This is a genomic window from Enhygromyxa salina, from assembly GCF_002994635.1.
Taxonomy (GTDB): Bacteria; Myxococcota_A; Polyangia; order Nannocystales; family Nannocystaceae; genus Plesiocystis; species Plesiocystis salina_B.
Map to the genome: position 1 here is coordinate 121652 of NZ_PVNL01000004.1, position 13843 is coordinate 135494.

The window sequence follows — 13843 nt, forward strand, 5'->3', positions numbered from 1 at the left end:
CGCGGGCTCCAGCTGGCGGTCGGCGGTCTGGAACTATCGGCCGGGCTTGCGGGCAAAGCGGCGTGCGCCTGAGTTCGATCAAGTGGTGGGCGGGGTGGTGCGGGCTCGCCAGCGTAGCAACGCCTGAAGGATGCTGATCACCGCCATCATGAGCCCGCCCGTCAGCAGCGCGCCGGCCCAGATCGGGGGGTCGAGGTACGAGACGGCCAGCATGATCAGCACGGCGATCGTCGCCACCGCGACTCGGTATCCGACGGGCACATCCGGGTAGGTTGGGCGGGATGTCGGTGCGGGGTGGTCAATCACAGTAGTTCTCCAGCGCCTCACTTCCCGCCTCGGCGAGCGCCCACCCTGCGGCGCCACACAGTCCGCAGCCCACCATGCCAGTCTCGACACAACACGCGGCGGCGCTGCCCATGACCGCGGCCCCCCAGATGTACTTGCCGGCCCGCAGCACCTTCTTCCCCCAAGCACTGCACTTGAACACTTGGGAGTCACCAGTGAAGGCGTCGAGCAGTGCGGTGCCGGCCTCTCCTTCGAGCGCAGTCAGGGCCGCCCCCGCGAGCGCGCCGGCCCCGGGGACCGACGACGTCCAGCTGCTGACGCCGTTGGCGTCGTCCCAGGTCGCGTGAACGAGCGCTTCACCGTTGACGTAGAGGTAGCCGTCGCCGCTGTTTGAGTCGTCCGCAACCAGGATGAACTCCGCGGTTTGGCCATCTGGCAGCCCATACGTCACCGACGCCCAGCGCGTGCGCTGACCATCTTGGGTGGTGTACTCGTCGACCACCGTCAGCGGCGGCGGCCGGTAGGTCGGCGAAGGAGACGCGAAGAGCGCGAGTGAAAACACGGCGTGTGTGAACATGGGGAAAAGCTAGTGGTGGTCTGGACCGCGGCAACGCGCAGCGTGTTCGCTGGCACCACCTCCGTTCTCGCTCCAACCAGATCCGCATATATTCGTGCTCGGGCGATGCACTGCTCACCATCCGTCAGGATGATTGTGAGTGATTCCGATGCCGCAGGTCGTGGACGACCGCGTATTCGGGCGCTGGCTTGGGTACGCAGAACAACCGCCATCTGAGCCGAGTCACCCGGTCACTCTCGCAGCTAGGCCTGGACCTGCACATCTGCCAGCTCGAACCCCAGCGGTGGGCCGTGGCGACTAACCAGAGCTCTGGCCGGGGGGTGGGTCGGGGGCGATCTTGCTGGTGCCGCTGGGGGCGCTCTGCCTGATCGTCGGGGCCGGGATGACGGCGGCGTGCGCTCCGGCTGTCCGCGTGCTGGCGCTGTGCTTCGGCTGTACGACTCCTGACGAGCAACCAGCTCCGGCCGAGCAACCACTTCCGATCGCCCCGAGCCGCCGCAGTCGCCCGTGGTCGAGCAGGCTGCTCCGTCCGAGTCGCCGCCGCCCGACCGGTGGCGCCGATCGTCGGGCAGCACCGGCCAGCGACGAGTTGTTGTTGCTGGCCAGGGGATCTGTCACGCGCACACCAGTCGCGTCGAAGGTTGTGATCCGGTCTGGCGCGGACTGGTGCGCACACCCACGCACACGAAGTTCTTTGCGTGCGGTCTCGAGCCCATCGGCCTCGACCCGCCCAGCTCACGTCAGCTGATTCGGGGTCAGATCGACCCGCTCGACGACACCAGCCATTGACACCACTGCGAGATCGTTCGTGTCGACGAGACGCTGGCACCCGACCAGCACGGCATCCAGCCGCTCGACGCCTACTGGCGTCTGCGGACAGGTCGTGCAGCGGCGCGACCGGCAAGTACGAGCTCCCGAGCAAGCCGGGAGATCTCGAGCCACTCGTCGCCCGGATCGAAATCTCTAGCCGAGTCGAGCGCGGCGACCTCGAAGGACACGCACGCGTCGAGGGCTCTTAGACAATTCCGAAACAGGGCGGCGCTTTTTTGCGCCACCCAGGTGCCGGGTGGTTTGAATCATCGTTGGACTGTTACCGGATACAAGCACTCCCTTGCTGCTTGAGGACCCTCAGGAAACGGTTGAAGTTCATTGCCGCTTCAGGTACATCTCAGGCGATGTCACTAGGATTAGGCAGAATGCTCTTGCGGAAACGGAGGAGGTCTTTGAGGTGCAGCGCGCGGGGTTGGGTGAGATACTGGCCGCGAGGCTAAAGGCGATTGAGGTTGGCCTTCCCAGTAAGGTGTCTCTTTCTCTTGCGGAGCGTGTGACATGGGATAGGCTTTCTACTCTGATCGATGCACTGCGCGATCATTTTTACGAGCAGGATGAGTGTGCTAAACTGGTTGAGTTGGTGGGGAATCGGAATGTGCGCAGGTCGCTGCGTGCAATTGAGAGCATTTTTCGCCTCGAGCCAAAGTATATGGATCAGTTGGTGAGTCGTCAGGCTCGCTATGGGAGTGTTCGTCTGTCTTTTCACAAGGTGCTGCGCGCGTTGATGCGCACTGATGGTCGCTATAGTTCTGCGTCGCCTGAATGTCTTATTCCGAACATATTTGACGTCCCTCGGTCGCAGTTGATTCCCTACTCCCTGGGGCTGCGTATGCTGCGGCACACGTTCGCGCGGTCGGCGGCAGATAACCCTCAAGTTGCATGAGAGAGGGCAGGTTTTGCGCGCAAGAACCCGGAAGAACGGCCCCCAGTCTGGTGTAAGTGAAGGATCCGACCTCTCCACTGAAACCCGAAAGAAGGCCACTTCCGGTGAAGTCCAGCAAAGCAGAAATCGTCAGCCGTGTCCACACCTTGCCGGAGGTTTCTTTCGAGGACCACCGCCTGACCTCGTTCTCCGGCTTGGTGCTGTTCATCGCCCTGTTCAAGCGTCTGCAGCTCATGGCGGGGCTGCGTCGCTGTTTCCGCTCCGTCGACCGCGACCGCGTCTTCGGGCTCGCGCGAGTGGTGCAGCAACTGGTCATTCACGTGGCACTCGGCTTCCGTCGTCTGCGTGACCGCGATTACTACGCCGACGATCCCCTGATTCAGCGTGCACTCGGTGTCCGCAAGATCCCAGATGTTTCGACGATCACGAGGACCTTGGCGGCCGCGACCGAGGTACAAGTTACCCGGTTCCGAAAGTATGTTGGCGAGCTGACGCTTGACCGTGTCGAGACCGAGAAGCTCGCTCGGATCACCGCTGACTTCGATGGCTCGGTGCTCAGCACCAAGGGCCACGTCGAAGGCACCGCCGTTGGCTTCAACCCCAAGCGCAAGGGCGCTCGCAGCTATTACCCGTTGTTTTGCGTGCTCTCTCAGCTGGGCATGTTTCTCGACATGCTGCATCGCTCCGGCAACGTCCACGACTCCAACGGGTCGGTCGGTTTCATCCGCTCGTGCATCACGGCGCTGCGAACTCGTATGCCACGCGCGGTCATCGAGTCGCGCCTCGACTCTGCCTTCTTCAACGAAAACGTGCTCGACCTGCTCGAGGACCTTGGTGTCGAATACGCGATGGCGATCCCCTTCGCCGCCTACCCTGGGCTCAAGCACCGGGTTCACCGTCGGGAACGCTGGCGCCCGATCGACGACGACTGGTCCTACTTCGAACTCGACTGGCGACCGAAGACGTGGGCAGGGCGACGACGAGTGATCTGCATCCGCCGTCGCCGGGCGGCCCGGCGCAAAGGGCCTCTGCAGCTCGACCTGTTCGAGCCCATCGACGATGAGTTCGAGTTCAAGGTCATCGTGACCAACAAGACCACTAGCGCTGACAACGTCCTGCACTTCTTCAACGGCCGCGGCCTCAACGAGGCGGTTTACGCCGAGGCGAAGCAGTTCGCGGCGCTCGACTACATCCCATGCCGTCGGCGCGTCGCCAACGAGATCTTCACGTGCTCGACGATGCTCGCCCACAACCTTGGCCGCGAGCTGCAGATGCAGACGAGCGAGCCCACTCGCCGAACGACCCCGACGCGCGCACCCCTTTACGTGTTGAAGACGCTCGGCACGCTCCGGCACCTGCTGCTTCGTCAAGCGGGCCGGCTCACGCGACCGCAGGGGGTGCTGCGTCTTTCGACGGCCGCCAGCGGTGTGGCTCAACGAGAATTCAAGGCTATCTACGAAGCGCTCGCGGCCTGAGCGAACACCGACTATTCGCATGATTGAAGCCGCGCAGTCTTCGAGTGCTCGACTCGTGCGCTACCGACCCTATGCCCGCAGCGGAGACGGCTTTGGCCAAACGTGGAGCGCACAAAAGGCCGGATGAGGTCCCAGCCCGAACGTTCTGGCGCGGCGGAAAGCCACAGCGGAGCACAAGCCGTCACGAAGTCATCGCTGATCCCCAAGGAATAGGCCGACGATCTTGAGCCAATCTTCGGGCTGGGACCTCATCCAGCCCGTGCGCGTTGCACCGTCGGCATACACGGGCCCCCGCGAACGAACTCGAAGCCGTGCTGCACCTCCGGCTCTCAATGCAACATCAGGGATAAGTCACCGACGGTTGGGTCAATCGTGTCTCACTTCTCGATCGCAGGCCTCGACAATCAGTTAGTCGAAGATAAGGTGGTGGCGCTTGTGAGTCAGAGTCTGCTTTCGGTCTCGCACATGCTCGAGACAGTAGATGCCTCGGATGATGTTCGGGTCACGGATCTGGGGAAATGCGGCGGCGACCGGCCATGTGTCATTCTCGTTCCTAGATAGTGAATCAAACTTCCTGCTTGCTGATCTGATTATGGGCTAGTGCCAACTCCCAGGTAAGCCTCGGTGAGGTGCATTGGTGGACCTCTCCTCGGTGCTCCGTGTCTCATCACCGAGGGGGCGCCGACGCCAGCAGCAACCAGCGAGCGAGGCCCTCGGGACCGGGCGCGAGCCGGTGGAAGTGGAAGCGCCGCCGCAGGGCCTACAGTTGGGTGTTCACGCGAGTGCTACAAGCGCGCTTGCGGCGCTCGAGTTCGCCATTCGTTCGGCAAAGGGGAGACCCGCGAGGGTGAGACTGGCTAAATACTGTCGTCGACGTCGTCCTCGTCTTCAGCGTCACTCTCGTCACCTTGCCGGGCGGCCCGAGCGGCGATCGTGCCGAGCTCGCGCTCGACCTCGAAGTGCTCGCCGTCCCAGGTGATCGTGAGGCGCTCGAAGCTGACGGCGCGCGCGGGTACTTCGCCGCGGTGACGGACCACCAGGTCCCCGAGCCCACCGGTCTGGATCGCCCACAGCCCCGTGTCGCCGGCCAGGCGCCCGTCGCTGGTCTGCAGCGCGGCCTTCTTCGCCGCCTCGATCGCGGCCCTGTCCGCGTCGGCGGCGAGCGGCTCGACCCCGAGGGTCAGATCGTGCTCGAGGTCTCGCCAGCTGATCAAGGTCCAGGTCGTGGGCGTGTCGAACAGCTGCAGGCGGTCGAGCTCGCGCTCGAGCTTGGCCCTGGGCAGCTGATCGTCCGTTGCGAGCAGCTCGCCGATCAACACCGCGGCGTGGAGCCGAGCGAAGCGGCGCGGGTCATCGACGCCGGGCCGGCCCTCGCCGCCGATCACCTTGCGGAGCAGCCGCAAGCCCTCGTCGACGCGCCCCGCCCCGGCCGCGGCCCGGGCCATGCGGATCACATCCGTTGGCGCGGCGCTGAGCGAGACCAGGTCTTGATACTGGCGGTACGCCTCCTGGTACCAGCCATGGCGAAGGAAGATGTCGCCGAGCAAGCGCCGGGTGTACTCGCCGCTGGGGTCGTACTCGACGATCTCCGAGAACACCCGCTTGGCCTCCTCGTCCTGGCCGGCCTCGACCAGCAGCTCGCCGAGGCGCTGGGCCAGCAACGGGGTGATCAGCCCGCGCTCACGCAGCTTGCGGGCCGCCGTGATCGCGTCGTTGATGCGATCGAGCTCGAACAACAGGTCGATGCGGATCAGATCCAGGGGCAGCCGCTCGTCCTCGCTGGCGTCGGCGTGCTTGGTCAGCGCCAGCGTGACGACCTCGAGCGCCGCCTCAGCGCTGGTCGCCCGCTCGGCCTCGTCGGCGACGGCCCGCCAGTCGAGCGAGCCGCCGTACATGCTGCGCTCGACCGCGCCGATCAAGCCGGGCTCGACCAGGCGGCGCAGCAGCGCGCGGGCCACGAATGCCTGCGACTCCTGCTCGCCGTTGAAGTGGGCGAGCAACAGCTCGATCTCGGCCTCGGTCGACGCGCGAGTCTGCAGCAGCTGCAAAAATACCCGCTGCTGCTTCCAGTTCTCGAGCTCGCAGCTGGCGGCCGCGTTCTCGTAGGCGCGCAGCCGGGCGATCATGTCGGGCGTGCGCTCGAGCCGTTGCTCCCACAGGACCTTGCGCTGGGCCAGCGAGCGGGCCGAGGCGTCGCTGCACGGGAGCTTCTCGTTGCGGGCGACCGGCGAGACCACCTGCGAGCGCTGGGGTCGCTGCCGGTTCTTGGTCGCGGACTTGGGCCGGGACTTTTGGGTCGCGCTCAGGCCCTGGGCGACGTCCTCGCCGAGCTGACCATTGAGGCGCTCGTGCTCGACGAGTCCGGCCAGCTCACTGTCGGGCGCGTCGAGCTCCGAGCCATCGTCGCCGCCGACGAGATCGTCCTCGAACGAGCTGGCGGACTTCTTCGCTTTGGCGTAGCCGTCGCTGGAGGCCTGTCGCTCGGGCATCGGCTCGGCCGGCGGGCTCGGGAGGTCGGCAGGGCCCATGGCTCCGCCCCCACCCCTGGCACCCGGTCCGCCTTTTCCACCCTCGGACGGCATCCCCGTGGCGACCGGCGCCGAGGCTGGCGGGGCAGCCGGGGCCTCGTCGTACATCGCCTCGCTCTCCTCCTGCGGCATCTCGGCCGCCATCTCGGGCTCGGGCTCGGCGTACTCTTCCTTGCTGTCCGCCTCCGGGCGCGGGCTGGCGTTGCCCATCCGCCCCTCTTCGCTCTTGGGCATCGGGGCCGCGGCCACGGCCGCGCGATCGTCTCGCGCGCCTGGTTCGGCTTTGTCACAGCCCATGGGCGCCATCAGGGCCCCGAGCAGCAGCTCACCCGGGTCGGGCGAGTCGCTCAGGTCTGGCCGATTCGGCTCGATCTCCCACTGGTTGGGCAACACCGCACCGAGCAGCTGAAAGTCCCACGGGCGATCGCGGCGCTCGACGCCCTGGCGCGCGTAAGCCCGCTCGCTCTCGAGCGCCAAGAACGAGGTGAACGGGGTCATCAGCCCGTACTCGAGCCCGAGCGACAGCACCTTGCCGCGGACCGCCTCGGGCCCGCGGCCGTCGCCGAGCAGGCGCTCGATCCGGGCGGCCGCCCACAGCTTGGGGACCACGAACTCGAGCGCGTCCTTGCGGTGGACCAGCGGGTAGTCGCGCTCGAAGCTCTCACCGCCGAGCCGGCCGCGGATCGTGACCGACTCGGGCAGCTCGTTGTGGGTCCGCGCGAGCACGACCAGCTCCTGACCGCGGGCGAGCTTGCCAGTCGCGTTGTCGAAGCGATCGTCCAGGCCCGCGCCGAGCTCGAGCTCGAGGTCGGTGATCGTCGGGGTCTTGAGCGCGCCCGAGAGCTCGAGCGCGCGAACCACAGCTTGATCCGAGGTCTCCACGCGCAGGCTCTCGCCGCCGCCGACCCGGGCCAGGCGCGCGAGCAGTCGATCCTCGACCGCCGGCCCCACCCCCACCGTGAACAGCCGCGCCCGCGAGCCGGCCAGGGCCCGACGCAGACGCTCGGTCAGCTCGTCGGCCCCCCGCTCGCCGCTGGTTGCGAGCCCGTCGCCCACGTACACGATCGCGGGTTGCTCGGCCTCGTGCACGCGGGACAGCGCGCGCTCGAAGATCGCCCCGAGATCGGTCGCGCCGCCGGGCCGATGGCTGGTCAAGACCTCGAGCGCCTCACTGATCGCCTCCGGGGTGGCGGGGCTGAGTCCGTCGGCCGGGAACAGCACCTCGGCGGTCAGATCCGCGGCCATCAGCGCGAAGTGATCCTCGCTCGACAGGCTGCGCAGCAGCGCCTCGGCCACGGCCACCCGGCTCTGGTGCTCGGAGTCGTCGCCGAACGCCGAGGTGTCCACGACCACGACCACGTCCGCGCGCGGGTTGACCTTGGCGAAGTCGAGGTCCGGCAGCCAGCGCAGCATCACGAACCGGGCCTGGTCGCGGCCGGCCTCGTACTGGCTCAGGCGCAGGGCGGGGGCCGGCTCTTGATCGGGCTTGCGGGTCAGCTCGAGCTCGAAGTCGGCGCGGGGCGTGAAGCCGCTGCGCCGCATGGTGATCAGCCCGTCGTCGTTGGAGACCGTGGCCTCGTCGAGGGTCGAGATCGTGTACTGGTTGGCGAGCTCGCCGCGCAGCTCGACCGCGAGCGCGAACTCTTCGATCGTCGTCGCGTCGCGCCCACCCCCGGCGAGCGGGTAGCTGTAGCGCAGCTTGCCGCGGTTCTCGCTGAGCAGCTGCTGGTAGCGCACGACCACGCGGCGCTCGCCCATCGCGGGCACCGGGTACACGCGCGCGCGGACGGTCCGCTCGTCGATCCACTCGAGCAGCGCCGGGTTGTCGTTGCTCGCAACGGCGCGCTCGTAGGTGGCGGCGGCCTGCTTTTTTTCGACGATCTCGCCGTCGACCAGCTCGCCGTTGGTCTCGAGCGCGAACCCGACCAGGGTCGCGCCGTTGGGGATCGTGAACCAGTACCAGCCCTCGACGTCGCGGTCCGAGGGGTTGAAGAAGCGCTGATCCACGCGGGTCTCGGCCAGGCCCTGGTCGATCGCAATGTCGACGCTCTGGCTGGAGATCTGCAGCGGCAGCGACGGGGTGCCCGGGGCGGCGTAGCGATCGACCGCGTAGAGCGAGCCCGAGCCGCCACCGATCGCCCCGCCCGCGCGGCGGTCCGCCATGCCCCCGGTCCAGTCGTCCCAGTACGGGACCGACGTGACCAGCGGCGCGTCGTTGCCCTTGATCACGGCTTGCTCGCCGGACCGGACCTCCTTGGGCCCGCCTGGGCTGGTGACCGTGGCGACGCCCTCGGCGATGTAGATGATCGCGCCCTCGTCGGAGATTGTCAGGCTGGCGCCGCCGTCGGTCAGCGCCAGCGTGGCCGACCCGACCTGGTGGACCAGCGGCTCGCGCTTTTGATCGAGGGGCGGCGTCTCGAGCCACAGCTCGCCGGTCAGCACGCTGACCCCGGTGTCCTTGCCGAGCTCGATCGCGGTCGCCTCGTTGAGAAAGATCCGGCTGCCGTCGGCCAGTCGGATCAGCGCGCGCGCGCCTGTGCCCGTGCGCAGCTTGGCGCCGAGTGGCAGCGGCGTGCCGGACAGCAGTCGATCTTCGGACTCGGCGCCGTCGGCTGCGAGCAGCACGACCTCGCCCGCGGCGAGCTCGAGCTTGGCGCCGATGCTCGCGGCTGGCTCGAGCTGGGCGCGCTTGGTGTAGCCCTGGTAGGCAAACACCGCGCCGATCGACAGCAGCGCAACAGCGACGAAGCCGATCACGCCGAGCAGCTTCGAGGGCCGCGTGTCTTCTTCTTTGGCGTCCGGCGGGGGAGCGGCGGGGGCGGGCTTGGGATCCTGCTTGGGGGCCTGCGCTAGCTTCGCCGCGTGGGCTTCGATCGCGTCTAGATCGATCTCGGTGTCGTCCTGGGTGGACCGAACTTGGTCGTCGCTCATGTTTGTCCTGTGTGTGCGCCTGGCGCGGGTTGGCGCGTCGCACACGCATGGTACCGCACCCGGGGGGGCGATGAGCGTGAAGGCTCCGGGTGCGCTTCGAGTTGGGCGGAGCGGTCGGTACGCCCCCTCAGGCGACACTGGTCTCGCGGTCAGGGCCACTGGGCGACGCTGAGCGCGACGTTGACGTTCGGCGCCAGGGACGAGGCGTCCTTGACCCTCACGCGCAGCACGTAGACGCCCGGTGGCATGTCATCGAAGACCTGCGCGGCGTGGTTTTCGGGGGCGGTGCTCCCACTCCAGTTGGCGTGGTAGATCGACGCGAGGCCGTCCAGCTCGCAGCTGCGCAGCTCGACCCACACTTCCAGCGGCTCGGACGTGTCGAAATCGAAGATGTAGTGGGCTTCCTCAGTCAGCCGCACGAGCACGTGATTTGCCACCTCGCCACCGAGCTTGCCCTCGACGCCCTCGGCCGAACAACCCAGCTCGATCGTCCAGGAGTCTCGGCTGATCACAGAGTCCGCCTCTTCGCAGGCCTGATCCTGCCGAAGTTGAGCCATGCTCCACGGTGGGTAGGCGTCGAGCTCGGCCTGGACCGCGTCGATCGACAACCCGAGCGTGTCGAGCAACGCCGCCTCCAGGTCGGCCTCGTCGCCGAGTGGTTTGGTGCACATCTGATGCACGGTCTCGAGCCCTCGATGATCGAGTTGACGCACTGCTCACCCGCTTCGGGCTGCTCGACGCACGCTAGACAGCCTGAGACGAGGAGCCCGTGCAGGAGCGCGTAGGCGAGCGATCGCCATCTGACACCATCTCGTAGATTGCTTGTAGTCACCATATTGTTCCTCGGAACACAATGCAGGCCGCGGCAGCCAGGGCAGCGTTTCCCCGCGGCGTCGTCCAGATTCTTCTGTTGCTCATCCAGTTTGCCATGCTCATTCTCCGTCCTGGAACAGACGCCCCGTCAGGATTCCCCCGCGAGCCGGTCAAGACATGCGACTTGACCGGCCCTCGGAAAGACTCCCGGTCCGACTACTCGACCAGATCGTCGTCACGCCGACGGCGGACAGTCCCGAGCAGCGCGAGCCCGAGCAGCCCGAACAGGGCACCAGCCCCGCGGTTGTCGGTCGAGCAGTTGCACCCGTCGTCGCCGACCTCATCGCCGCCGCCGAAGGTGTTGATGCCAGTCTCGCTGTCCCCACCTTCATCTTCGCCGCTGTTCGTGTCCCCATCGCCGTCGCCGGGATCGCCATCGCCGTCGCCGGGGTCGCCATCGCCGTCGCCGGGATCGCCATCGCCGTCCCCAGTGTCGCCGTCGCCGTCGCCGTCACCATCCCCGGTGTCGCCGTCGCCGTCCCCAGTGTCACCGTCGCCGTCGCCATCCCCCGGGTTCGGATCCGGAATGCATGAGTTCGACCCGAGCAGACACACCTCACCGTCAGCGCAATCCTCATCGGTGATGCAACACCCCATCTGCCAGGTGAATTCACACCCAATCATCGGATCGCAAGACGCGACCGTGCACAGGTTATTGTCACTACAGACGAGGTCATCGCCGTTACACGAACCACCGCCGCACGCATCATTCTCGGTGCAGGCGTCCATGTCGTCACACGGGTCATTGTTATTGGGGTGCGCACACGCGCCGTTCTGGCACATGTCATTGGTGCACTCGTTCCCGTCATCCGGGCACTCGCCGTCCGGATTGTTGGGATGGACGCAAAACCCGTCCTGGCACTCGTCAAAGGTGCAGCTCTCCCCGTCGTCGGGGCACACGCCATTGTCGTCCGGGGCGTGAACGCAAGCGCCCTGGACACACGTCGGCGGGGCCGTGCACGGGTTGTTGTCGTCCATGCAGTCGTTGGCGTTCACGCACGGGGTACCCACGGCCCACTGCCACGAGTCCGAGATGATCGTGGAGCCGCCGATGCTGTAGGAGCCACCGTTCCACAGGTCATCGTTGCCGTACGCGACCATGCCCACCGGGACGCCGTTGGTGTCGATGCCAATGAACGCGGCGTCGTTGGCCGGCACCCACTTGACCTGGCCGAGCATGTTGCCGTTGGTGTCCCACGCCGTCAGGTACTGGGTCCCATTGCGGCTGGCGACCAGCCCGACCTGCGTGATCGCCTGGTCGAAGGTCACGACCCCGGCATGAAACGCAAACGTGCCGCTGGCCACCCCGCCGCCCGCGACCGGGTCGGGAAAGTACGCGCCGTTGACCTGATAGCTGGGGATCGTCGCGGATCCAGGCGTGTCGCAGCCGGGCAGGATCGCCGTCAGCAGACCACTGCGCCACGTCATGCCCTGGCCGGCATAGACGGCGGCCGGCACGCCACCCCCGTTGCCTTCGTTGAAGTCGCCGGTGCCGACGACCCCCTGCATCTCGTTGGTGTGGTCGATGACCGAGACCGCCCCTTGTGCGGTCAGCGTGCCCGCGTGGACGAGACCGATGCAGGCGAAGTAGGCGAGGCAGGAGGCAGAGCCGAGGGTGAGGACGCGAAGTGGACGGTTCATGGCAACTTTCGAGTAGGAAGAATGGACGCACAATTACCAGGGTGACCCCGGCATTGCACGATCTAAATGAGCTAGCGATCGAGCTTCACGCCACGATCGACATGCAGTGACTCGAGCGCGACGGGGTGATTGTCGCCGCGCCAGTCGACGCGGACGATTCCCTCGATCTCCGCCAGCTCGGCCGCGGGGATCGTCAGGGGGGCGGTGAGCATGACGGTCTCGTGGTCGCTCAGCCGCGAGACCGCGGAGTAGAGATCCACCACGACCTCCCCATCACGCGTGAGCGCGATCCGTTGCTCGCTGCCGAGCTGCTCCTCGCTCGGAGCTGGCCCCATCATGACCAGCCAGTCCTCGCTGCCGTCGGCGAACAAGGTGCCAACCAGCAGCGGGACCTTGGGCGCCATCCCGCTACTGGGCGCGGCTGCCCCGGCTGCCCCGCCAGCGGGCGCGCCCGCATAGTCCCACGAGGTCAGGGTCTGGATCCGCTTGTAGGTCTTGTTCCAGGTCCAGTCCGAGACCCACGCGTTGCCGCAGTAGGTCATGTAGTCGTGGGCGGCCGTCGGCGTGTACAGCCTGAAGCTGCGGATCCCAAACCCGAACACGCCGATCGTGCCACCGTCGTGCGGGTAGTTTGGATCCGGGCCGGCGGCCGTGGTCGCGGCGCCCGGGCAAAACACGTGCTGCAGACCTTGGTTGTGCCCGATCTCGTGGACGATCGTGCCCGAGCTGCCAGCCGGCGGCAGGTCCGGGTTTTGCTTGAACCACACGGTCGCGGCCACCCGCGAGGACGCCCCGTCCTTGGAGTCCCCGGTCAGCTGCGCGATCCCGGCGACCATGTTGACCGCCGGCCCGCGCACGTCGACGAGCGCGTGATAGTAGACGTTGGGATCTTCGGTCTCGTTGTTGCGCAGCGCCGACATCGGCCCAAGCAGCGAGCCGAGGTTGGTGAGGTGGTTGGTGTACTCGTAGGGCTCGTGGAGGGTCAGGGTGACCGTCTGCAGCGGGTTGGTCTGCAGCAGATCGTCGTGGACCAGCTGCAGGTCAGCCTCGGTCGGCTCGACCAGGGTCGGCGGGTCGACCCAGGTGTAGTGGATCGGCACGACCATGACCTTCATCTCGAGCGGGGTCTGCTCGTAGCCAACTAGCTCGAAGTCATCGGGCGTGACGTTGACGCCCTCGCTCAGCGCCTCGACCCCCGGGTCCACGGCGCCGCCGGCCTCGAGCAGCTCGACCCAGTACGACAGGCCGGGCTGGGCCTCGTCGGCGAGGATGCTGAAGAAGAACTCCGAGTCGAGCTTCTTGGGATCCGAGGGACCCTCGACCACGAGCGGGCGGGTGCGGGTCGCCAGCTCTTCGCCGCTGACTTCGTCGCGGATGTGCAGGACACCGATGATCTCGCGGGGGATCCAGTTCTCGTCGACGGTGTGCTGCAGACGCACGAGCGTGTCGCGGTCGCGGATCATGAACGCGTTGCGATCGCCGGGACCGACCCACTCGCCGTCCTTGCCGATCAGGATCGCCGTGCCCTGGTTGGCCTCGACCTCTGTGATGTGGATCCCACGTGCGGGCGCGCCCGCCATGTTCTCGCCAGTGTCGCCGTCGCCATCACCGGTGTCGCTGGTCGCCGTCTCATCGCCGACGTCCTCGGACGTCTCCGTGGCGCAGCCGACACTCAGTGCCGTGTATATCGCCAGCGCGAAGGTTGTCAGACCAAGCGAAGCGTTGTTCGGGGGGTAAGTATCACGCATCACAACTCCCACATTTCCACGGTTGGCTGCGAGACTCAAGCACTGAATGGCGCTGGATCGCCAGCAAAGCG

The 13843-nt window shown here is 66.8% G+C and carries 8 protein-coding genes; 2 read left to right on the plus strand and 6 right to left on the minus strand.

The annotated features are described in order from the left end of the window. Positions 1-78: 78 nt before the first annotated feature. Complete coding sequence (locus tag ENSA7_RS42975) at positions 79-237, minus strand: hypothetical protein (protein WP_181232895.1); 159 nt, start codon at positions 235-237, stop codon at positions 79-81. 61 nt (positions 238-298) lie between these two features. Continuing rightward, entirely contained in the window at positions 299-862 is a 564-nt protein-coding gene (locus tag ENSA7_RS01325; protein ID WP_106087361.1) for a hypothetical protein, read from the minus strand. A gap of 1111 nt (positions 863-1973) precedes the next feature. Here ENSA7_RS01325 and ENSA7_RS01330 point away from each other — a divergent pair. Both ENSA7_RS01330 and ENSA7_RS01335 read left to right on the plus strand, forming a co-directional pair. Beyond that, positions 1974-2576, plus strand: a complete 603-nt coding sequence (locus ENSA7_RS01330; protein WP_106087362.1) for a hypothetical protein — start codon at positions 1974-1976, stop codon at positions 2574-2576. A gap of 104 nt (positions 2577-2680) precedes the next feature. Next, positions 2681-4051: an IS1380 family transposase gene (locus ENSA7_RS01335; protein WP_181232897.1), complete on the plus strand. Its 1371-nt coding sequence runs from the start codon at positions 2681-2683 to the stop codon at positions 4049-4051. An 857-nt stretch (positions 4052-4908) separates the two neighbouring features. On the opposite strand, the gene ENSA7_RS01340 is transcribed toward ENSA7_RS01335, so the two are convergent. The 4 genes from ENSA7_RS01340 to ENSA7_RS01355 form a co-directional block, all read right to left on the minus strand. Then, complete coding sequence (locus ENSA7_RS01340; RefSeq protein WP_106087364.1) at positions 4909-9510, minus strand: VIT domain-containing protein; 4602 nt, start codon at positions 9508-9510, stop codon at positions 4909-4911. Positions 9511-9659: 149 nt separating this feature from the next. Further along, positions 9660-10181 carry a hypothetical protein gene (locus ENSA7_RS01345; RefSeq protein WP_146157194.1) on the minus strand — a complete coding sequence of 174 codons (522 nt, stop codon included), beginning with the start codon at positions 10179-10181 and terminating at the stop codon, positions 9660-9662. Between the two features lie 358 nt (positions 10182-10539). Then, positions 10540-12024, minus strand: coding sequence for an MYXO-CTERM sorting domain-containing protein (locus tag ENSA7_RS42980; RefSeq protein ID WP_181232899.1), 1485 nt, complete (start codon positions 12022-12024; stop codon positions 10540-10542). Between the two features lie 71 nt (positions 12025-12095). Further along, positions 12096-13772 (minus strand): zinc-dependent metalloprotease family protein, encoded by a 1677-nt coding sequence (locus tag ENSA7_RS01355; RefSeq protein WP_106087366.1) that lies wholly within the window; start codon positions 13770-13772, stop codon positions 12096-12098. Positions 13773-13843 lie beyond the last annotated feature (71 nt).

Excerpts from the sequence above, each read along its gene's own strand:
- ENSA7_RS01325 (WP_106087361.1), bottom strand. The coding sequence starts at position 862 with ATGTTCACACACGCCGTGTTTTCACTCGCGCTCTTCGCGTCTCCTTCG.
- ENSA7_RS01340 (WP_106087364.1), bottom strand. The coding sequence starts at position 9,510 with ATGAGCGACGACCAAGTTCGGTCCACCCAGGACGACACCGAGATCGAT.
- ENSA7_RS01345 (WP_146157194.1), bottom strand. The coding sequence starts at position 10,181 with ATGTGCACCAAACCACTCGGCGACGAGGCCGACCTGGAGGCGGCGTTG.
- ENSA7_RS42980 (WP_181232899.1), bottom strand. The coding sequence starts at position 12,024 with ATGAACCGTCCACTTCGCGTCCTCACCCTCGGCTCTGCCTCCTGCCTC.
- ENSA7_RS01355 (WP_106087366.1), bottom strand. The coding sequence starts at position 13,772 with ATGCGTGATACTTACCCCCCGAACAACGCTTCGCTTGGTCTGACAACC.